Here is a 21,274-nt window from a genome sequence, read left to right as displayed (position 1 = left end):
GCGTCACGCCGGTAATCGGTTTCTCGAAAATCTAGACCCAAGGCAACGGCCGGGTCAAGCCATTTTTTGAATCGTTACACAGCTGGACTCTGCGGCTCCGGATGGCGCACACTGATTGGTGGAAAGCGCTTGCTGCCCAGCGGTGGCGCCAGTTATCGCATGCCCTGAAGGGCGGAAACGGAGAGCCATGGGAACGCCGGCGGGCATTGACAGTATTGCTGCGTCCAGCGGGGAGGCAGCTCCGGGCACGGCGGCACAGCCGGAGTCAACGGCGGCGTGTCCCTCGGCCGCCGCCACCGGCGCCCCGGCGCGGATCGCCCTGGCAGGAGTCCACGGGTTCGGCACCCACCACCTCCGCAACCTTGGGCGGCTGCAGGCTGCAGGCGCCGTTGACCTGGTGGCCGTTGCGGACCCGCAGCCGCCGGCACCCGGGTCCGTGCCGCCGTCGGCCGCTGTGCACACCGGCCTGGAAGACCTGCTGGCCGCCACCGCGGACCTGGACGTGGTCATTGTGGCCACGCCCATCCAGACGCACGCGCCACTGGCCCTGGCGGCCCTGGCCACCGACGCCGCGTTGTACCTGGAGAAGCCTCCGGTGGCTTCGCTGGCCGACTACAACCGGCTGCTCGATGTCTCGGCAGCATCCGGGCACGGTGTCCAGATCGGGTTCCAAAGCCTCGGCTCGCACGCACTGGCCGCCATCAGGGAACAGCTGGCCGCGGGAACCCTCGGAACACTGGAGGGCATTTCCGCCACCGGCCGCTGGGTCCGCGACAGGGCCTACTACAAGCGCTCACGCTGGGCCGGCAAACGCAGCATCAACGGCGTGGACGTGGTGGACGGCGTGGCCACCAACCCGCTGGCGCACGCCGTGGCCACCGCCCTGCGGATTGCCGGCGCCCGCACCACAGCGGACGTTGCCTCGGTGGAAACCGAGCTCTACCGCGCCAATGACATCGAGTCGGACGACACCTCGGTCATCCGCATCCGCACCACTGCCGGACTGCCGATCACCTGCGCCCTGACCATCTGCGCCGCCGAATCCGTTGAACCGTACGTGACCCTCCATGGGTCCTCCGGAACCGCCGTGTTCCACTACACCGAAGACCGGCTGGTGGTGGAAACCGCAGCCGGCCGCACGGAGGAAACCTACGGCCGGGACGACCTGGCGGAGAACCTCCTGGCCCACCGGACGGCCGGTGTTCCGCTGCTGAGTTCCCTCCGTGACAGCGGCGCCTTCATGCTGGTCCTGGAAGCTGTCCGCACGGCACCGCTGCCCACTCCGATCGGTGCCGGACATGTCCGCTGGGAGGGCGAAGGCGAGGCCGCCCATGCCGTGGTGGCCGGCATCGAGGAAGCCCTGGAACGCGCCGGCCGGGAACACCTGACCTTCAGCGAACTGGGACTTCCCTGGGCCGTGTCCGCCCCGACGTCCTTCCCTGTCCCCGCCGCCTGATGGACGCCACTGCGGCAGCGCACGGCGCCCTGCGCGCCGGCGGACTGATGACGGACGGCCTCACGGAATGCCTCACCGCCACCGTCCGGCCCGCCTTCAGCTGGCAGCTCTGCCTGGAGGGGGACGCCGTCCCGGCCGCGTCCCGGCAGTCGGGCTACGAGCTCGCGGTGCGGGACGCCGGGCACCGGCAGTTATGGACTTCCGGTGACGTCCCGTCCACATCACTTTCGGAGGTCACGTTCGGCGGCCCGGCGCTCGACGGCGACGCGGACTACGCCTGGCGGGTCCGGGTCCGCGATGGCGCCGGAGTCCAGGGCAGCTGGTCGCGCTGGCAACCGTTCAGCACCGGGCCGACGGACACCGGCTGGGAGGCGGACTGGATCAGGCGGGCCCCGGGCGGACGCGCTCCCTTGGAGATCCTGGACAATGCGCTTCGCGTCGCCGGGTCCCCCGCCCTGCCGCTCCCCTGCCCTCCCGTCCGCAGTTTTCGGCTCGAGGCGCGCGTCCGGCCTGCCATGGGACGGGCCGGGCTGCTCCTGCGCGGCAGCGGCCCCGGCACCGGGCTGCTGCTGGAGCTGGACTCCTCCGGCAGCGTGCTCCTGCGCCGGGCACCTGCCTGGGACCTTCCCGCCCCCTCGGTTCCTGAGACTGCCGTGCTGGCCAGGGCCCAGGCAGACCACACGCGGGCCGTCCATCAGGAACGCCTGCCCGGCAAGGACCTCTTTCCCGGTTCCTGGCAGGACCTGCTGGTCACCGACGACGGGCAGGTTATCCGCGTTTCGCTGGACGGCGTCGAACTGCTGGCCGTGGAGGAACCGCTCCCGGCGGGTGCGTCAGGCAGGACGGCCCTCCACCAGGGCCCGCGCAGCCAGGCCGAATACGCCTGCCTGCGGGTTGAGGACGGAGAGACCGGGTCTGTCCTGCTGGACCACCGTTTCGATGCCGGCGAAGACCTGGCACACGCCGCCCTGGCGCACTGGCCCGGCACCACCGCGCACCGGCAGCCGGACGAGTGGACGCTGTTCCGCACCACCGTCCGCCTCGCCGGGCCGGTCCGCCGCGCCCGCCTCTACGCCGCCGCCAACCATCACGCGCAGCTTTGGATCGCCAACGCCCCCTGCCTCGGCACCACGTCCTTCGGCTACCCCGGCGAAGGGTATTACGATGCCGCGGACGTCACCGGGATCCTCGCCGCCCAGCCTGCAGGCAAGGACATACCGCTGGCAGCCCTGTTGCACTGGTACGGCCCGGGACAGGGCCGGGCCGCGGGCCTGCCCGGGCTCCTGGTCCGGTTGTCCGTGGACTACGCCGATGGACGGCGGGACGTGTTCGGCTCACACGCATGCTGGCGTGCCGCCGAAGGCCCCTACCGCCAGTCCGGCTACCGTAACGACGAAGGTGATCCCGTGGAGCACCTTGACGGGCCTGCGGCGGCGGTCCTTGCTGCCACTCCGCTGCAGGAGCTGCCGCCGGCCATCAGCTGCGGCAGCCACCCCACACCGGAGGTCCCCCGGGTCCGCCCGCGCCGGACCCGGATGGCGGAGAGGTTCGTGGCACCGCGGCACTTCCTCACCGCCGATGACGGAACCCTGGTGGCCGATTTCGGGCAGGTGATTCCAGGCCGGCCCGCGGTGGATTTCCTGGCCGGCGTGCCCGGCCGGACGGTCATGATCCGCGCCGGCTACACCCTGGGAGGGGACGGCCGGGTGGACACCGGGAAGACGCCCACCCAGAACACGGACATGTCCTTCCCGTACACCCAGTCGGCAGGGCCGCAGCAGTACCGGGCCAGCGTCCACCTTGGCTTCCGCTACCTGGAGCTGCCCGGCGTTGACGCGGCGGACGTTTCCCGGCTCGGCGCCGTGGTGGTGCACGGGGAGCACCCTGCGGAGGGCAGCTTCAGCAGCTCGGACCCCACACTGGACGCGGTATTCGGCCTGCTGCGGGACTCGGCCCTGTACGGCGTGCAGGAACAGTTCGTGGACACCCCCACCCGCGAAAAGGGACAGTTCCTGGCGGACGCCGTCAACATCTCCTACGCCACCATGGCCCTGTTCGGCGAGCACGCCTACACGGCGCAGGCGCTGCGGGAGTTTGCCTGGTCCGCGGCCCGGTACTGGACCGGGGCTGCAGACCGGGGCCGTTACAACGCCGTCTACCCCAACGGGGACGGCAAGCGGGACATCCCGGACTTCTCCCTGATGCTGCCCGAGTGGGCCGAGGAATACTTCCTGCGCACGGGGGACCTCGCCCTGGTCCGTGAACTGCTCCCGCACCTGTGCGACACGGCGGACTACGCGCGGCGGTACATTCCGGCGGAAGGCCCGACGGCGGGACTGGTCACCAGGCTGGGCGGCGGCTCAGGGCCCTACCTGCACGGCATCGTGGACTGGCCGGCCCCGGGACGGTTCGGCTACGACATGGACTGCGCCGCGAAAACCACCGTCAACGTCCAGGCCTGCTCTGCGCTGCTGGCCACCGCCAGGCTTTGCGCCGCCGCGGGGCAGGAGGACGACGCCGCCCGGTACGCCGGCGCCGCCCGGACCCTGGCCGGCACCATCCGCACGCGGCTGCGGGTGGGCGGGGTGATGGTGGACGGCCTCCACGAGGACGGCTCCCCCAGCACCCATGCCTCCCAGCACGCGACGTCGTTCCCCCTGTCCATCGGCATCACGGACCCGCAGGACGTCGCGCCTGACGCGGCCCGGCTCGCGCGAATGGGCATGCGGCAGGGGCCCCTGACCGTGCACCGGCTGGTCCGGGCGCTGCTGGCAGGGGGCTTGACGGACGCGGTCCTGGACCTTTTCACGTCCAGGGACCAGCCCGGCTGGGCGCGGCTCCTGGACCGGGGTGCCACCTTCACGTGGGAGGCCTGGGACTTGGTGGACGGCACCGATTACAGCCAGTCCCACGCCTGGTCCGCGTCCGTCATCAAGGAAATCCTCGACCACCTGCTCGGTGTCCGGTTCCTGGCCCCGGACGGCGGGAACGTGCTCATCCAGCCACCGCTGTGCCGCCTGGAACACGCCCGGGGCGCGGTCCCGGCGGGCTCCGGCGCAGTGTCTGTGGACTGGCGCCGGCGCAACCGGTCGCTGGAGCTGGAGTGCACGGTCCCGGCGGGTGTCACAGCCACGGTCCGGCTGCCCGCCGGCACCTACCGGGTCAAGGGCCCGGTGCCGGGTGCCGCCGTCGTGCCTGGCCCTTCGGACGCCGGCACGGCAGCAGCAGGCGGGGACGGCTCAACGGCCGGCAGCCCCACCCGAGACTTCCGCGTGCATCCCGGCTCGTGGAGCTTCGCCCTGGAATCTGATTGAGGGCCGTGGGGAGGCTTAGGGACGCCTACTGGATGGCGCTCCTGGCCTCCTCCACTGCCTTCCTGGCAGCCTCCTGCGGAGAGAGCCGGTTGAAGTGGACCTCCAGTGAATAGCGGGTCAGGGCCTGGACGGCGGCGCTGCCGCCGGCAGGGGGCACCGGAACGGCGTCGCCCAGTTCGCTGGAAATCTCGTCGATGAACTTGGCGGTCTTGGCGTCGGCGGGCGTCAGTTTGGGCGTGACCGCAGCGCGGATGTCGGAGTTGGCGGGGATGCCCCGGTCTGCCAGGCCGATCTCGCCGGCCTTGGCGTTGTTGGTAACGAAGTCGATGAACTTCTGCGCCTCCGCGGGGTGCTTGGTCCGTGAGCTGGCGGACCAGAACATCGAGGACTTGTAGAACTGCCTGGCCTCTGAAGCCTTGCCCTCGATGCTCGGCGGCCGCCGGATCTCCAGGTCCTGCCCGGAAGCCTTGCTGAGGGCACCCAGCTGGTTGGACCAGTACATGTTCATCGCGAACCGGCTGGTGGACAGGCCCTGCTGGTCAATGGAGGCGGTGGCGTCCTCGGTGATGACGGACGCCGGCGGGACGGCTTTGGAGTCGCGCATCTTCGCCTGGTATTCATACCACCCGGCGAGGTCCGACTCGTCGAACCCGAGTTTGCCGTCGCTGGTGAAGAGTGACTTGCCGTGTTGCCGGAACCACAGGTTGGCGGCCGCGTCGCTGTTGACTTCGCCGGACCCGTAAACTCCTTCCGGGCTGGCCTTGGTGATGGCGGCGGCGGTGCTGTCCAGGTCGTCCCAGGTCCACGTCTTGTCATCCGGGAGGGCTACGCCGCTGGCAGATACCAGCGCGGGGTTGGCCAGGACCACCATGGCGTTGACGCCGCTGGTCACGGCATACTGCTTGCCGTCCACCGTCCCGGAATCAGCCACGGGCTGGTCGAACTTGGACAGGTCCACGTCCTTCAGTTCCAACAGCGCACCCCGTCCGGCGTACTCGCCCAGGTAGGCGGCGTCCATCTGGATGATGTCCGGAGCATCCTGTGACGCCACCTGGGTTGCCAGCTTGTCCCAGTAGCCGCTCCAGTCGCCGTACTCCCCCTTTATCTTGATGTCCGGGTTCTCCGCTTCAAAGGCTTCGATGAGCTTTTCCGTCATCTTGTGGCGGGTATCGGAACCCCACCAGCTGAAGCGGAGCGTCACCGGCCCGTCAGCTTCCTGCGGCGAAGCACCGCAGCCGGACAGCACGAGGGAGAGGGCTGCCGCGGCGGCAGCAGCGTGGGGCAGCAGTGACTTTCGGGCGCGGAACGTCATCGTTTGTCCTTTGACGGCGGGATGCGGAGACCTGATAGAAACCGGTTTCCCACAGCGTAGGTGTGAGCTAGCACACACGTCAAGGAAGGCTCACGCAGGCGGCTGCACCGTCCGGGCCCGGTCCGGCCTGCCGTGCAGCCACAGCAGCAGGCCAATCACGGCGGCGGAGAGCATGCCCAGCCCGCCGGTCACCACCAGCCCGGTCCGCACACCGAACTGCTCTGTCAGCCAGCCGGCCAGCAGCCCGCCCAGCGCATGTCCGCCCAGCAGCAGCGGCAGGTACAGCGCCATCACCCGGCCCCGGATGGCAGGTCCCGCTTCCAGCTGCACGGCAGTGGCGGCGCTGGTGAGGAACAGGAGCGTCATAAGCCCCACCACGGCCAGCATCGCAACAAACAGCGCAAGCGTGGGCATGAGGGCCGCCACCAGCTGGGACAAGCCAAACAGGCCTGCCGCCGTGACGATTCCGCGCCGTCCCATGCTGCGCAGCCTCGCCGCCAGCAGCGCCCCGGCCAGGGCGCCCACCGCGCTGACGGTATTGAACAGGCCGAAGCCCTCCACCCCGTTGTGCCACACGCGTTCCGCGAAGGCGGCAAGCACCACGGGGCCGTTCATGCCGAAGGCTCCCAGCAGGCCTGCCAAAAGGATGAGGAGCAGCAGCCGGGGCCGTTCCCGGACGTAGGCGAACCCCGCCAGCAGCTGGCCGCGTCCCCGTTCCGCGGGCGTGCCGGGATGGAGCTCGGCGGTCCGGATGGCGGCGATCATGCCAAGGACCGCCATGCCAATCAGGGCGTTAGCGGCAAAAGCTGCCGCCGGGCCGGCCTGTGCGATCAGCACGCCGCTGAGCGCGGGGCCGGCCATGGCGCCCAGCTGCGCCAGGGCGTTGTTCAATCCGATGGCGGGCCGCAGGTAGGCATCCCCCACCACCTCATTGACGAACACCTGGCGGGCGGGCCCGTCGATGGCAGAGGTGATGCCCAGTGCCACGCAGCTGGCGTAGACGGCCCAGACGGTGATGGACCCGCTGGCCACCCATGCTGCCAGGCCCAGCGCAAGGACGATGATCACTGACTGGCACACCAGCATGATCCGGCGCTTGGGGAACAGGTCCACCACCAGGCCGGCCAGCGGACCCACCACCAGCATGGGCAGGAACTGCAATGCCACCGCCACGCCCACGGCAGCCGGGCTGCCGGTCAGTTGCAGGACCAGCCAGTCCTGGGCGAGCCGCTGCATCCACACACCCACGCTGCCGGCCACCTGCATGCCCAGGAAGAGCCTGTAGTTATGCCGCGCCAGCGGGTGGTACCAGCGCGGCTGGTGGTCGGGGGAAAGATGGACGGACTGCTCGGAATTCGGGCGGTCGGAAGGCACGTAGCGGCTCAACTCGGCTGTAGGCGGGGCAGGAAAGGATGCGTGCTGGCGCGCCGGCGGCGCCGCCCGCTCAGGGTCGGTGGGAGGAGCGGAGCTTCACCGCTGCGGCGGCAAGGATGAGCATGCCCGGGACCACCACGAACAGCGCCGCGAGCATCCAGACGAACACCACGGCGCCAAAGAGGGCCGCAGCAAGCAGGAGCGATCCGGTCCAGTCCTTGAGGGACAGCGCCTTGCCGGTCTCCAGCGCGGAGGTCCAGCGTTCCCGGGCGGTGGCGTGGTGGGGCTGGTCGGCCCAGGCGGAAGCGGTGCGCAGCAGGAGAATGGCGCCGCAGCCGGCCAGGACGAGCGTGGCGGGCAGGACAACTTCGCGGCCGGGCAGCTGGCCCACCCAGGCCAGCAGCAGGTTCAGGACAATCACGACGGCGGCAGCCGCGGTGAGTGCGCCGGTCTTCCAGCTGCCGGGCAGGGCAGCCTTGAACGTGGCCCAGAGGCCGCGGACGGAATCGTCCCGGCCATCGAGGTGGCGCTGCAGGTGTGCGGTCCCCGCCGCATAGGCGGCGGGGACAGTCACCAGGGGCAGGGACAGCAGCAGCACCAGCACCCCTGCCAGCAGGGTTTCGGAGAACAGGGCGAACCGGTTCACCCGGATGGGCTGCCGGTTGGAGGCGGGTGTGGTGCGGTCCATGACGCTCATTGTCCCTTCCTAGCCCTTCAGGCCCTGGGTGGAGACGCCTTCAACGATGTAGCGCTGGAAGACCAGGAAGAAGATCAGCACCGGCAGCAGGGCCAGGACAGACATGGCGATCATGGCACCGTAGTCCGAGGACTGGGTCTGGTCCTGGAAGAGGCGCAGGGCGAGCGGGAGCGGGTACTTCTCCGGGGTGTTCAAGTACAGCAGCGGGCCCAGGAAGTCGTTCCAGCTCCAAATAAAGGAGAAGATCGACGTGGAGATCAGCGCCGGCTTCATCAGCGGGAGCATGATGGACCCGAAGATCCGTACGTGCCCGGCGCCGTCGATCCTTGCTGCCTCGTCCAGCTCGGCGGGCAGGCCCCGCATGAACTGGACCATGAGGAAGACGAAGAACGCGTCGGCGGCGAGGAACTTCCCGATCAGCAGCGGGATGTAGGTGTCCACCAGGCCCAGCTGCTGGAAGATGATGTACTGCGGGATGATCACCACGTGGAACGGCAGGAGCAGGGTGGCGATCATCATGCCGAAGAACAGCCCGCGGCCGGGGAACTTGATCCGCGCGAACGCGTAGGCGGACACGCTGGCCGAGAGGATGGTGCCTACCACGGCGCCGATGGCCAGGACCAGCGAGTTCGTGAAGAACTGCAGGGTGGACACGCCGCCGATGCCGTCCATGGCCGTGACGAAGTTGTCGAGGCTGAAGTTCTCGGACCACAGCGACGTATTGCCGCCGCCGATCTCGGAGTTCGGCTTGAAGGCCGAGGCGATCATCCACAGTCCGGGGTACAGCACGATCGCCGTGAGGATCAGGGCAGCGACATGGAAGGCGATGCTCTTGGCACGCTTGGCGCCGGCCGACTCGGACTTGGGGTTGTACACCGGCGCCGTGGCGTCCGGCGCGGACTGGGTGGGGGTTGCCATGGTTGTCATTTCGAATCACCGCTGTAGTGGACCCAGGACTTGGACGTGCGGAAGAAGATCAGGGTGATGATGCCCACCACGATCACCAGCAGCCAGGCCATCGCCGAGGCGTAGCCCATCCGGAAGTCACTGAAGCCGCGCAGGTACAGGTAGAGGGTGTAGAAGAGGGTGGATCCGGCGGGTCCGCCTTCACCGTTGGAGATGATGAACGCCGACGCGAAGATCTGGAACGCGTGGATGGTTTCCATCAGCAGGTTGAAGAAGATCACCGGCGAGAGCATGGGCCAGGTGATGTTGAAGAACTTGCGCACGGGCCCGGCACCGTCCATGGACGCGGCCTCGTAGAGTTCGTTGGGGATCTGCTTAAGCCCGGCCAGGAAGATGACCATGGGTGCGCCGAACTGCCATACGGTCAGGAGGATGAACATCGGCATGGTCATGGCGGGGTTGCCCACCCACCCGCCGAGGTTGATCCCGAAGATGGACAGGCCCTGGTCCACGGGACCGTTGTCGCCGAACATCGCCTTCCACACGATGGCGATCGAGACCGATGCGCCGATCAGGGACGGAGCGTAGAACGCGGACCGGTAGAACCCCTGGCCGCGGCGCTTGCTGTTCAGCAGCATGGCCACCGCCAGCGCTGCAGCGAGCTTGAGCGGGGTACCGAAGACCACGTAGCCCACCGTCACACCCACGGACTGCAGGAACCGTTCGTCCTGGAACAGGGTGGTGTAGTTGTCCAGGCCGATCCACTTGGGCGGCTCGAACAGGTTGTAGTTGGTGAACGACAGGTACAGCGAGGAAATCATCGGCCCGACAGTGAGGGCGATGAATCCCAGCAGCCAAGGCAGCAGGAAGGTATAGCCGGCGCGGGCGTCTGCCCCGCCCTGCCTCGACTTGCGAAGCGGAGCGGGGCCGGACGTCGTCGAACGCCTGCTCAGTGTTGGGCTTGAAGTCACAGGTCCAGTCCGTCAGTTGTGAAGCCTGTATCAGGCGTTCTGCTTGATAAGGTCTTCGGCTTCCTTGAACCAGGCATCCGTGGCGCCGTTGATGTCCAGCTTGCCGTAGTTCAGGTCCGAGGCGATGCGCTTGAAGGAGGATTCCAGCGTGCCAAAGCCGACGATAGGCGGCTCCGGGGCGTCCTTGAGGTACTGCGAGATGGAGGTTTCGTAGTCCACCACGATCTTGTCGGTTCCCTCGAACGTGGTTCCGTCGCGCTGGGTCTTGGAGGCGGGGACACCGCGGGAGGTCTTGAAGATCTGGCCCACCTCGGGGTCGTTGACCATGAAGTCGATGAACCGGGCGGCGGCGTCCTTGAACTTGGTCTTGGCGCTGGCCACCATGAGCATGGAGGGCTTGAGGAACAGGCCCAGGTTGTCCGGGTCGTCGGAGGGAACGGGCACCAGCTTGAGCTCCTTGGCGCCGCTGTCGCCGAGGTAGCCGGCCATGAAGTTGTCCCAGGTGACCTCGGTGGCGGTGACGTTGGAGCCGAAGGGCGACTTGGGGGCGAGCTGGGTGACCCGCTCCTCGGAGACGATGGCCGGGGTGCCGCGCAGCCCTGCGGTGAGGTTCCACCACTTCTTCAGGTCATCCTTGGTGAAGCCGAGCTTGCCCTCGGAGGTGAAGGCTTCGATGTTGTTCTGCCGCAGCCAGACGTTAAACATCCACCAGACGCCGGTGTAGTCGGTGCCGCCGAAGAGCGCACCGTTGCTCTTGCTGCCCACTTCGGTGAGGAAGTCGTTGAATTCCTTGTAGGTCCAGGTGCCGTCCGGCTCGGCGATGCCCAGGGAGGCCAGCTTGGCGGGGTCGTAGTAGACGGCGAAGGCGTTGGTGCTGGTGGGGATGCCGTAGGTCTTGCCCTTGATCTGGCCCGAGGGCAGCAGGGACTTCTCGAAGGCGTCCGTGTTGATCTTGACGGTGCTGAGGTCCAGCAGCTGGTTGCGCTGGCCGTAGTCGCGCAGGTAGGACAGGTCCCACTGCATGACGTCGGGCAGGCCTCCACCGGCGGCTTCGGTGGCGCGCTTCTGCCAGTAGCCGGCGAAGTCGGTGAAGTTGCCGTTCACCTTGATGTCCGGGTTCTTCGATTCAAAGAGGGCAATGGCCTTGCGGGTGCGCTCGGCGCGGTCGTCGTTGCCCCACCAGGTGTAGTTGATGGTGACGGGGTTCTCGGCGGAGCCGGTCTGTCCTGAGGTGCTGGATCCGGTTCCGCACGCCGCCAGGACGCCGGCAGATGCGGTGCCGACGGCGACGGTTGTGAGGAAATGCCTTCTGTTGATCACGGGAGCCTCCTTGCTCAATGTGTGCAATCCCTGATCTCATCTACAACGTGAGTAGTGAGCTGGCTTACACGGCTTCTGAAACGATACAATAGCGGCATTCCGAACTTTGGGCAAGCGTTTTCCAATCGCCCTGCCTTCCCACCCCCTTCCACTCGTTCAGCAGACATAGGAGTCCCATGGCAATGCAGGAAAACAACGGTCCGGCCAGCGTCTGGAGCAGCATCGACGGCCTGGGCTTCGGCGGGGACTACAACCCGGAACAATGGCCGGTCAGCGTCCGGCTTGAGGACCTGCAGCTGATGCAGGAGGCGGGCGTGAACTTCCTGAGCGTGGGCATCTTCTCGTGGGCGCTGCTGGAACCGTCCGAAGGGCACTACGATTTCGGCTGGCTCGATGAGGTGCTGGACAACCTTGCGGACATCGGCGTCAAGGTGGCCCTGGCCACCGCCACCGCCGCTCCCCCGGCCTGGCTGGTGCGCAGGCACCCGGAGATCCTGCCCGTCACGGCGGACGGTACCGTGCTGGGACCGGGCTCACGGCGGCACTACACGCCGTCGTCGGCCGTGTACCGGCGCTACGCAACGGGCATCACCCGGGTCCTGGCCGAGCGCTACAAGGACCATCCGGCGCTGGCGCTTTGGCATGTGGACAATGAGCTTGGTTGTCATGTGTCCGAGTTCTACGGTGAGGAGGACGCCGCGGCGTTCCGGGGCTGGCTGGAGCGCCGCTACGGCAGCATCGAGGCCCTGAACGCGTCCTGGGGCACGGCATTCTGGAGCCAGAACTACGCCTCGTTCGACGAAATCCTGCCGCCCGCCGTCGCCCCTTCCACCCTGAACCCGGGCCAGCAGCTAGACTTCCAGCGCTTCAACTCCTGGGCGCTGATGGACTACTACCGGGAGCTGGTGGCGGTCCTGCGGGAGGTGACCCCCGGCATTCCGTGCACCACCAACCTGATGGCCTCCAGCGCCACCAAGTCCATGGACTACTTTGACTGGGCCAAGGACCTGGACGTCATCGCCAACGACCACTACCTCGTGGCCGCCGACCCCGAGCGGCATCTGGAACTCGCGTTCAGCGCGGACCTCACCCGCGGCATCGCGGGAGGTGAGCCGTGGATCCTGATGGAACATTCGACGTCGGCCGTGAACTGGCAGCCGCGCAACCAGCCGAAGATGCCCGGCGAAATGCTCCGCAACTCCCTGTCTCACGTGGCCCGCGGCGCGGATGCGGTGATGTTCTTCCAGTGGCGGCAGAGCTTCGCCGGGTCGGAAAAGTTCCACTCGGCCATGGTGCCGCACGCGGGGACTGATTCGAGGGTGTGGCGCGAGGTGGTGGACCTGGGGGCGGCGCTGAAGCTGCTCGAGCCCGTGCGCGGTTCCCGGGTGGAGTCCCGGGTGGCCATCGTGTTCGATTACGAAGCCTGGTGGGCCGCCGAGATCGATTCCAAGCCCAGCGTCGACGTGAAGTACCTGGACCTGCTGCGGGCGTTCCACCGGTCGCTGGTCCTGAAGGGCATCTCCGTGGACCTCGTCCATCCGTCCGGGCCGCTGGGGAACTACGACCTGGTGCTCGTCTGCACGCTGTATGCCGTGTCCGATGACTCCGCCGCCAACATCGCCGCTGCCGCATCCGCCGGCGCCACCGTCCTGGTCAGCTACTTCAGTGGCATCGTGGACCCGCAGGACCACGTGCGCCTGGGCGGCTATCCGGGCGCGTTCCGCGACCTCCTGGGCGTTCGGGTGGAGGAGTTCCACCCGCTGCTCGCGGGGTCGCAGCTAAAACTGGACGACGGTACCGTGTCCACCATCTGGAGCGAACACGTCCAGCTGGCGGGCGCCGATGCGGTACAGAAGCTCACGGAGTACCCCTTGGACGGCGTGCCCGCCCTGACCCGGCGGGCCGTGGGCGACGGTGCTGCCTGGTACCTGTCCACCTTCCCGGACCGCGACGGCATCGACGCGCTGGTGGACCGGCTGCTCGCCGAGTCCGGTGTCTCCCCTGTCACCTCCGCCGATCCCGGCGTGGAAGTGGTACGACGCCGCCTGCCCGACGGCAGGAGCTTCCTGTTCGCCATCAACCACACCCGCGCGTCCGCGTCCGTCGCCGCCACCGGGACGGACCTTCTGACTGGCGAGCCGTTTGCCGGGTCCGTGCCCGCGGGCAGCGTGGCGGTGATTGCGGAGGGTTAAGCCGCTTCAGTTCCAGGAGTTGCACGACGCCGGCGCCTCCTTCCCGGGGGCGCCGGTCGTCGGAGCGGGTCTTGGCAGCCCATTTCCGGCGTCGTATCGGGGCCGCATGTCGGTCTTCCTGGAAGCACTTGGGGCTGTGATTCAGGCCGTCGTGGAGGCCGCCGCTGAGGTCTTCGGCTGGAGCAGGGAAGAACCGCTGAAGCACGATGACGCCCCGGACGCGTAGCTGTTTCCAGCGGTGAACTGAAGCGCTTCCTGAGATCGTCCTGCTCTTCTGGCATGGCCGCGCCTTCCGTTCCCAACGTTTTCCACATACGGGTTTTAGGCCGACGGGAATGTCAGTGGGTGGTGGAAGACTTTGGTCATGGAAGCGGTGTTGGGGCTGGCTGAGGACACGGTGACGGGGTTTGAGCCCCTTGCCCGCATCGTCGGGCTGCTCGACAACGCGCCGGTCGCTGCCGATGCGGCCGGGATGATCGATCAACTCCGGTTGCTGGAGGACCTGAAATCCCTGGCCGCCGCCGGAGTGCCCGCCGATCAGGTCGGGGCAGGGGTGGCGGCGCAGGTAGCGTTGGCGCGGCGGGAGTCCCCGGCCCGCGGCGGAAAGCTGCTGGGTTTGGCTAGAACCCTCACCGGGATGCCCCACACCCTCGCCGCGTTCCGCGCCGGGCAGTTGAACGAATGGCGCACCACCCTCATCGTGCGGGAAACGATCTGCCTGTCCCCGGAAGACCGGGCGGCGGTCGATGAGGAACTCGCCGCCGACACCGGGACGTTCCAGGGCTCCGGGGACCGGGCCATCACCTCTGCTGTTAAGGCCGCCGCGTACCGGTGCGATCCGGCGTCGGTGGCGCGGCGGGCGGCCAAGGCGGTGAACGAACGGACCGTGAGCCTGCGCCCGGCACCGGACACCATGACCTATCTGACCGCACTGCTCCCCGTGGCCGACGGCGTCGCCGCGTATGCCGCACTCAATAAGGAAGCGGACACCCGCCGCGCCACCGGCGACGCGCGTTCGAGGGGGCAGGTCATGGCGGACACCCTCGTCGAGCGGCTCACCGGAACCCCGGGCGGGATCACGGGTATCGAACTCCAGCTCATCATGACCGACCGCACCCTCCTCCAAGGTGACGGCGAACCCGCACGGCTCCCGGGCTACGGCATCATCCCCGCAGAAACAGCCCGGACCCTCATCACTGGAACGGCCCGGGGCGGCAACACGGGGCAGCCGCCTCGCCCGGCACCCACCGGAAACCCTTCGCCTGACCCGGCGTACCCGCCCCACCCCGCCAGTGGCCCCGCCCCGGCCCTGGATCTCTGGGTCCGGCGGCTGTACACCGCGCCCGGCACCGGGGACCTGATCGCGATGGACTCCAAAGCCCGGCTCTTCCCGCCAAGGCTCAGTCGCTTACTCCACATTCGCGACGACACCTGCCGCACCCCGTACTGCGACGCGCCCATCCGCCACCACGACCACATCACCGCCTGGCACCACGGCGGCAGGACCACCACCGAAAACGGCCAAGGACTCTGCGAAGCCTGCAACCACACCAAAAAACCCCCGGCTGGACAACCAAACCACTCCCCACCAGCTCAGGCACAGGCACCACCGGCCGCCATACCGTCCAACTCCGCACCCCCACCGGCCACACCTATCAGTCCACAGCCCCACCACTCCCTGGAACACTGCCCACCAAAAACCTGCCCTCCGAAACACAGCCAGCACAGACAGCACAGACACAACCGGCCGAAACGGTGCTGGCCGGCAATGACAAGAAAGCGGCTGCAGGCAGGCGGAACCGTCATGTTCCAGCACGGGCCAGGCCATCGGTGGCTCCGGCGTTGACGGCCAGCAGGCTCCAGCGGCCATCGGTCCAAGTGTTGGGACGGGCCGTCCGCGCGGGGGCACCTTGACGGCGCGCACCCCGTTGGCGCCGGGACCGTGGGCGGATACTGGACTGATGATCCGACCTGCCACCACAGCAGACCTACGGCACCTCCAGGAGATTGAGAGGGCTGCCGGGGAACTCTTCCGCGGCATAGGAATGGACGCCATCGCTGATGACCCACAGCTGAACAACTGCAAAGCTATATGGCGGGCGGGACTGCTTGGGTGGCAGCCGGACCGGAGGGCGACGCCGTCGGCTACATCCTGGTCGAGGTGCACGGCGGTTGGGCCCACATCGAACAGGTCACCGTGCATCCGGACCACGGCCGCCGCGGTATCGGTGCAGCCCTGATCGGGCACGTGGACCACTGGGCGGCGGAACAGGGACTTGAGCGCCTGTCCCTGACGACGTTCAGGGATGTTCCATGGAACGCGCCCTATTACGAGCGGCTCGACTTCAGGCATCTTCCCGCCACGGAGGTCCCCTCCTGGCTGCAGGATGTCATGGAGCGCGAGGAACGGCACGGCCTGGCAGACTGGCCACGAGCTGCGATGACCCGCACCAGAGCCGCGCACCCTCCTGCTTAAACAGCTCCGCCCCGGGAGGAACCCAAGGTTCCTGCCGGGGCGGAGCTGCCACCCGCCGTCGGACGCCTGGCCGGAGGAGGCTTCCTGCCGGGCTGTCCGGAGCCGTGTTGGCGGTGTGAGATCTGGAATCAGCTGCTGATTGCGGACTTCATTTCGTCCACTGCCTTCTTGCCCGCCTCATCGGTGGACAGCCGTTCGAAGAGCACCTCGGAGGTGTACCGCTTGATGATCTCCTGGATGGCGCCTGCTCCCTTCGGCGGCGGGGCCGGGGCTTCGCCGAGTTCGTCCTTGATCTGGTCGATGAACTTGACCACCTTGACGTCTGCCGGGGTGAGCTTGGGTTCGATCGCTGCGCGGACGTCGGAGTTGGGGTAGACGCCGCGGTCTGCCAGGAGGGTCTCGCCGGCCTTGACGTTGTTGGTCAGGAAGTTGATGAACTTGGCGGTCTCTTCGGGGTGCTTGGTCCTGGACGAAGCGGACCAGAACTGGGACGCTTTGTACCAGAGCCCGGCGTCTTCAGCCTTGCCCGTCTTGGTGGGGAAACGCAGGATCTTCAGGTCAGCACCGGAGGCTTTTTCGAGGGCCGGGGCCTGGTTTGACCACCAGAACGCCATGCCGTTCTTGCCCGTGGCGAGGCCGCTCTGGTCCAGTGGCGCGGCCTCAGCCTCGACCACCTCGGAGGCAGTGGGAACAGCCTTGTTCTTGCTCAAGTCCTTCAGGAAAGCCCACCACTCCGCGATGTCGCCGGGCTCGAAGCCGAGCTTGCCGTCGGAGGTGTAGAGGGATTTGCCGTTCTGCCGGAGCCAGACCCCGAGCGAGGCTTCGTCGGTTCCGTAGGCGGCCGCGCCGTAAGTGCCCTTGGGCGACTTTTCCGTCACCTCGGCAGCAATCCGGCCGAAGTCCTCCCAGGTCCACGTGGAGTCATCCGGCAACGGCACGCCGGCCGCTTCGAAGACCTTCGGGTTGGCCAGGATGGTGGCCGCGTTGATGCCTGCGGGGATACCGGTCAGGCCGTCTTCGCCCTTGCCGGCGTTCAGGGCCGCCTCATCCAGCTTGGACGTGTCGATGTCGTATTTGGACAGGTCCAGCAGGGCGCCGCGCGTCGAGTATTCGGTGATGTACTTTTCGTCCATCTGGATGATGTCCGGGGCGTCGTTGGCAGCGACCTGCGTGGCCAGCTTGTCCCAGTAGCCGCTCCAGTCGCCGAACTCGGGCTTGATCTTGATCTTGGGGTTTTCGGCTTCGAACTGCTTGATGGCTTCCTGGGTCAGCTGGGCGCGCTTGTCGCCGCCCCACCAGGAGAACCGCAGTTCGACGGTTCCGTCAGCGCTCTGCGGCGAGGAACCTCCGCCACAGGCACTCAGGGCCATGACGGCGGCGGCCGCGGCGGCAACGACGCCGGCCTTGCGGAAGCGCCGGGTTGGGCCGGAGGGGGAAGACCCTGCGGACTGGCTGCCAGTCGCAGGTCGCGGGAAAAGCGGCACGGGGAACTCCGATCTTCGTTGATCTGATGCGGGGATGATGTTTGCGGGAAAGCGCTTTCTAAGTCCAATGCTACAAGTGCACAACTTGTAGAACAAGATGTCTGCGGAAGAAGTTTGTCTCGATTCGATTGCGCCGAAACGGCGAACGGCCCGCCGCAGGGGCGGGCCGTTCCAAAGTACCGCAGGCCTGGCGCAGCCGTTCCTGGACGAGATGCCGAGGGAGCTGCCGGAGGCGGTTATTTGATGCCGGTGGTGGCGATGCCCTTGATAAGGAACCGCTGGCCGAAGAGGAACACCAGGAACACCGGGAGCAGGGACACGATGGACATGGCGAACAGTGAGCCCCAGCTGGTGGCGGACTGGGAGTCCACGAAGGCGCGCAGGGCCACGGGGACGGTGAACATGTCGGGGTCCGTGAGGTAGATCAGGGCGCCGAAGAAGTCGTTCCAGGTCCAGATGAACGTGAAGATGGTGGTGGTGGCCAGGGCCGGGACCATCAGCGGAAGGATAACGCGCAGGAAGATGCGCGGGTGGCCGGCGCCGTCGATGCGGGCTGCCTCGTCGAGTTCCTTCGGGATGCCGCGGATGAACTGCACCATCAGGAAGACGAAGAACGCGTCCGTGGCCAGCAGCTTGGGCACGATCAGCGGCCAGAACGTGTTGACCCAGCCGATCTGCGAGAACAGGATGTACTGCGGCACGATGATGACATGGAACGGCAGCATGATGGTCAGCAGCATGATGCCGAAGAACAGCTTCTTGCCGGTGAACTGCAGGCGTGCGAAGGCGTAGGCGGCCATGGAGCAGGAGATCAGGTTTCCCAGGATGGATCCGATCACCACCACAGCGGAGTTGATCATATAGTGGCCGAACGGGTGGGTCAGCGCGGACCAGCCGGAGGTGTAGTTGCTCATCTCCAGGCTTTCCAGCCACAGGCCCGGTTCGCGGAAGATCAGCTCGTTGGGCCGCAGGGATGAGACAACCATCCACAGCAGCGGGTAGATCATCAGCCCGCCGGCCAGGATCAGGATGGCATGCTTCACCAGCGATTTGGTCCGCTGCGCGCGGCTGAAGGCCAGGGTGCCGCGGGATTCGCGGGGCTTGCGGTGGTTCGTAGGCTTGCCGGCTCCTGCGGACTTCTTGTCCGCGGCGGGCAGCGTCTCCAGGTTAGTCGTCATAGAAAACCCAATACTTAGAAGCGATGAAGTTGATGGCGGTGAAGACACCGATGATGAGCAGCAGCACCCACGCCATGGCGGACGCGTATCCCATGTCGAACTGGCCGAAGCCCTTCTGGTACAGGTACAGGGTGAAGAACATGGTGGAGTCCGAGGGACCGCCGTTGCCGCCCGAGACAATGAACGCCTGCGTGAACGACTGGAACGAACCGATGATCTGAAGCACCAGGTTGAAGAAGATGATCGGGCTCAGCATCGGCATCGTGATCCGCCAGAACTGCTGGATCGTGGTGGCACCGTCAACCTTGGCAGCCTCGTAGTACATGGTGGGGATCTGCCGCAGGCCGGCCAGGAAGATGATCATCGGAGCCCCGAACGTCCAGACGTGCAGCAGGATGATCGATCCCAGCGCCGTGCCCGGATCCGAGATCCAGCCCGGACCCTGGATCCCGAACATCGCCAGGACCTGGTTCACCAGGCCGGTGGTGCCGAAGATCTGCTTCCAGAGGATGGCAACAGCCACGGAACCGCCCAGCAGGGATGGCAAGTAGAACACCGAACGATAGAACGGCAGGCCGCGCAGGCCCTTATCCAGCACCAAGGCAATCAGGAGCGCCACCGCAAGCTGAAGAGGAACACCGATGAACACATAGGTGAACGTCACCCGCAGGGAGTTGTGCAGCCGGGCATCGCTGAGCATCCGGATGAAGTTGTCCGCGCCGGTCCATTCCGGCGGCTGCAGCAGGTTGTAGTCAGTAAAGGACAGATACAGGGACATCAGCATCGGGCCGATGGTGATGGCCACCAGGCCAACCAGCCACGGCAACAGGAAGATGTAGGCGGCCTTGTTGTCCCGGCCGTTGGCCTTCTTCTCCTCAGCGGTGGCCTTGCCCTTTTTCCGGCTAAGGGAGCTCAGCTCACTGATGGCGCTCACTGCAGCTGCCCCGTCCCGTGCAGCAGGCCCGCGGCGGCCGGCGTTCCTGCCGGGCGCGGCGTCCTGGGTATGTGCTTTGCGGCCATGTGGTCTCCTTTGGTCATCGTGGCCTCCACGTTGTGGTCATCGACTCTGCGATGAGGTCAGGCACCGCGCGCCGTCCCCGGAACGTCTCAGTTATGAGCTGGGACCGGCCGCGTGCGGTCTGGATGAAAAGCGGCTCCGTACCAAAGTAAACGTTTTCTTGACTCGTGTATAGCCCTTTGTTAGTTTTTGAGAAAGCGTTTTCTGTAACCAGCATCACTCAACCTTAGAACACCATGTGAGGGGCAGGACAATGAGGTTTCGTCTCAAGAAGTCAGTCATGGGGGCAGCGGCCGCAACTGCTGCCCTTGCCATGGCCCTGACCGGCTGCGGCAGCAGCCCGCAGGCCGGCAAGACAGGTACCGTGGAGGACCCCGTCACTATCCGTTTCGCCTGGTGGGGCAATGATTCCCGGGCCAAAACCACCCTTGAGGTCATCAAGGACTTCGAAGCCGCCAATCCCACCATCAAGGTCCAGGGCGAGAACACGGAGTTCAGCTCTTATTGGGACAAGATGGCCACCCAGATTGCCGGCGGCACCACACCCGACGTCTTCGCCATGAGCGGCTCCTACCCCAGCGAGTACGCGTCCCGCGGCGTTCTGCTGGACCTGGACAAAGTCAAGGACCAGATCGACACCTCGAAGTTCGCCGAGGGAACCGTGGAGCTTGGCCAGATCGACGGGAAGCAGTACACCCTTACTGCCGGTGTTAACGCGATGTCGATGGTGGTCGACCCCAACGTCTTCGAAGCAGCCGGCGTGCCGCTGCCGGACGATGAAACCTGGACCTGGGATGACTACGTCAGCATCGCAGCCGAGATCACCAAAAAGTCGCCCGCGGGCACCTTCGGCACCACCCCGATGTCCAACGACTCCTTCGTCGCCGTCTGGGCCCGCCAGAACGGCGAGGAGCTCTATACGGATGACGGCAAGAAAATGGGCATCAGCGAGGGCACACTGGCCAAGTGGTTCGAGTTCAACAAGAAGCTCATGGACACCGGCGGCGCCCCGTCGGCGTCACAGACCGTTGAAGACGGGTCGGCCCAGCCTGAAATGACCCTCATGGGCCAGGGCAAGCAGGCCATGAAGGTCTCCTGGAGCAACCAGATGACGTCCTACTCCGGCGCCCCGCTGATGATGATGAAGCTCCCCGGCGAGAGCAAGGAACCCGGAACCTGGCTCCGCTCCTCCATGGAATACGCCATCTCGGCCAAGTCCGCCCAGTCCAAGGAAGCTGCCCTGTTCATCAACTACCTGGTGAACAACATGGACGCCGCCAGCAAGATCAAGAGCGACCGCGGCATGCCTGCCAACACCGAATTGAAGGCCGGCATCACTCCCCTGCTGAAGGAAACCCAGCAGAAGGAAGCCAAGTACCTTGACCGCATCGCCGACATGAACATCACCCCGCCCAAGCCCTTCCCGGCAGGTTCTTCATCCACCATGGAAGTTTTGAACCGATACAACACCGATGTACTCTTCGGGAAGATTTCCCCGCAGGACGCGGCCAAGGGCGTCATCAACGAGGTCAATTCGAACCTCGGCTGACAGTACCCACCCAAGAACAGCAGACAG

General features: G+C 66.6%; 15 protein-coding genes and 1 pseudogene. 7 read left to right on the top strand and 9 right to left on the bottom strand.

Annotated features, from left to right (window positions below; all coding sequences use genetic code 11):
* Positions 1–187: 187 nt before the first annotated feature.
* Positions 188–1,456 (top strand): Gfo/Idh/MocA family protein, encoded by a 1,269-nt coding sequence (locus tag AS031_RS00415; RefSeq protein ID WP_058266187.1) that lies wholly within the window; start codon positions 188–190, stop codon positions 1,454–1,456.
* On the top strand, positions 1,456–4,770 hold the full coding sequence (locus AS031_RS00410) for a family 78 glycoside hydrolase catalytic domain (protein ID WP_058266186.1): 3,315 nt from the start codon (positions 1,456–1,458) through the stop codon (positions 4,768–4,770). Before AS031_RS00415 ends, AS031_RS00410 begins: the two co-directional genes overlap by 1 nt.
* 25 nt (positions 4,771–4,795) lie before the next feature.
* Here the strand turns inward: AS031_RS00410 and AS031_RS00405 are convergent, their stop codons facing one another.
* The 6 genes from AS031_RS00405 to AS031_RS00380 all read right to left on the bottom strand — a co-directional run bounded on the left by AS031_RS00405 (position 4,796) and on the right by AS031_RS00380 (position 11,350).
* Positions 4,796–6,082: an ABC transporter substrate-binding protein gene (locus AS031_RS00405; protein ID WP_058266185.1), complete on the bottom strand. Its 1,287-nt coding sequence runs from the start codon at positions 6,080–6,082 to the stop codon at positions 4,796–4,798.
* A gap of 90 nt (positions 6,083–6,172) precedes the next feature.
* Positions 6,173–7,456 (bottom strand): MFS transporter, encoded by a 1,284-nt coding sequence (locus AS031_RS00400; protein ID WP_058266184.1) that lies wholly within the window; start codon positions 7,454–7,456, stop codon positions 6,173–6,175.
* A gap of 70 nt (positions 7,457–7,526) precedes the next feature.
* Positions 7,527–8,153 (bottom strand): hypothetical protein, encoded by a 627-nt coding sequence (locus tag AS031_RS00395; RefSeq protein ID WP_058266183.1) that lies wholly within the window; start codon positions 8,151–8,153, stop codon positions 7,527–7,529.
* Positions 8,154–8,162: 9 nt separating this feature from the next.
* On the bottom strand, positions 8,163–9,080 hold the full coding sequence (locus AS031_RS00390; protein ID WP_058266182.1) for a carbohydrate ABC transporter permease: 918 nt from the start codon (positions 9,078–9,080) through the stop codon (positions 8,163–8,165).
* Positions 9,077–10,030, bottom strand: coding sequence for a carbohydrate ABC transporter permease (locus tag AS031_RS00385; RefSeq protein WP_058266181.1), 954 nt, complete (start codon positions 10,028–10,030; stop codon positions 9,077–9,079). Before AS031_RS00385 ends, AS031_RS00390 begins: the two co-directional genes overlap by 4 nt.
* 30 nt (positions 10,031–10,060) lie before the next feature.
* Positions 10,061–11,350 (bottom strand): ABC transporter substrate-binding protein, encoded by a 1,290-nt coding sequence (locus tag AS031_RS00380; RefSeq protein WP_058266180.1) that lies wholly within the window; start codon positions 11,348–11,350, stop codon positions 10,061–10,063.
* Positions 11,351–11,526: 176 nt separating this feature from the next.
* On the opposite strand from AS031_RS00380, the gene AS031_RS00375 reads away from it, so the two are divergent.
* The 4 genes and pseudogenes from AS031_RS00375 (at position 11,527) to AS031_RS00365 (ending at position 16,018) form a co-directional block, all read left to right on the top strand.
* Complete coding sequence (locus AS031_RS00375) at positions 11,527–13,542, top strand: beta-galactosidase (RefSeq protein ID WP_058266179.1); 2,016 nt, start codon at positions 11,527–11,529, stop codon at positions 13,540–13,542.
* A 106-nt stretch (positions 13,543–13,648) separates the two neighbouring features.
* Positions 13,649–13,768 carry a glycerol-3-phosphate dehydrogenase/oxidase gene (locus AS031_RS20090; protein WP_218918341.1) on the top strand — a complete coding sequence of 40 codons (120 nt, stop codon included), beginning with the start codon at positions 13,649–13,651 and terminating at the stop codon, positions 13,766–13,768.
* A 246-nt stretch (positions 13,769–14,014) separates the two neighbouring features.
* Positions 14,015–15,456, top strand: a pseudogene (locus tag AS031_RS00370) (HNH endonuclease).
* Positions 15,457–15,655: 199 nt separating this feature from the next.
* On the top strand, positions 15,656–16,018 hold the full coding sequence (locus tag AS031_RS00365; RefSeq protein WP_371325966.1) for a GNAT family N-acetyltransferase: 363 nt from the start codon (positions 15,656–15,658) through the stop codon (positions 16,016–16,018).
* A 128-nt stretch (positions 16,019–16,146) separates the two neighbouring features.
* On the opposite strand, the gene AS031_RS00360 is transcribed toward AS031_RS00365, so the two are convergent.
* From AS031_RS00360 to AS031_RS00350, 3 genes are all read right to left on the bottom strand, one after another.
* Complete coding sequence (locus AS031_RS00360; RefSeq protein ID WP_058266178.1) at positions 16,147–17,502, bottom strand: ABC transporter substrate-binding protein; 1,356 nt, start codon at positions 17,500–17,502, stop codon at positions 16,147–16,149.
* Between the two features lie 236 nt (positions 17,503–17,738).
* Positions 17,739–18,680, bottom strand: coding sequence for a carbohydrate ABC transporter permease (locus tag AS031_RS00355; RefSeq protein WP_058266177.1), 942 nt, complete (start codon positions 18,678–18,680; stop codon positions 17,739–17,741).
* Complete coding sequence (locus AS031_RS00350) at positions 18,670–19,614, bottom strand: carbohydrate ABC transporter permease (RefSeq protein ID WP_058266176.1); 945 nt, start codon at positions 19,612–19,614, stop codon at positions 18,670–18,672. Before AS031_RS00350 ends, AS031_RS00355 begins: the two co-directional genes overlap by 11 nt.
* A 364-nt stretch (positions 19,615–19,978) precedes the next feature.
* Between AS031_RS00350 and AS031_RS00345 the strand changes: the two genes are divergently transcribed.
* Complete coding sequence (locus AS031_RS00345) at positions 19,979–21,247, top strand: ABC transporter substrate-binding protein (protein WP_058266175.1); 1,269 nt, start codon at positions 19,979–19,981, stop codon at positions 21,245–21,247.
* The last annotated feature ends 27 nt before the right edge of the window (positions 21,248–21,274 follow it).

The organism is Pseudarthrobacter enclensis (assembly GCF_001457025.1).
Lineage (GTDB): Bacteria > Actinomycetota > Actinomycetes > Actinomycetales > Micrococcaceae > Arthrobacter > Arthrobacter enclensis.
Note: the sequence above shows the minus strand (reverse complement) of the source record. Positions and strands in the feature narration are given on the sequence as shown.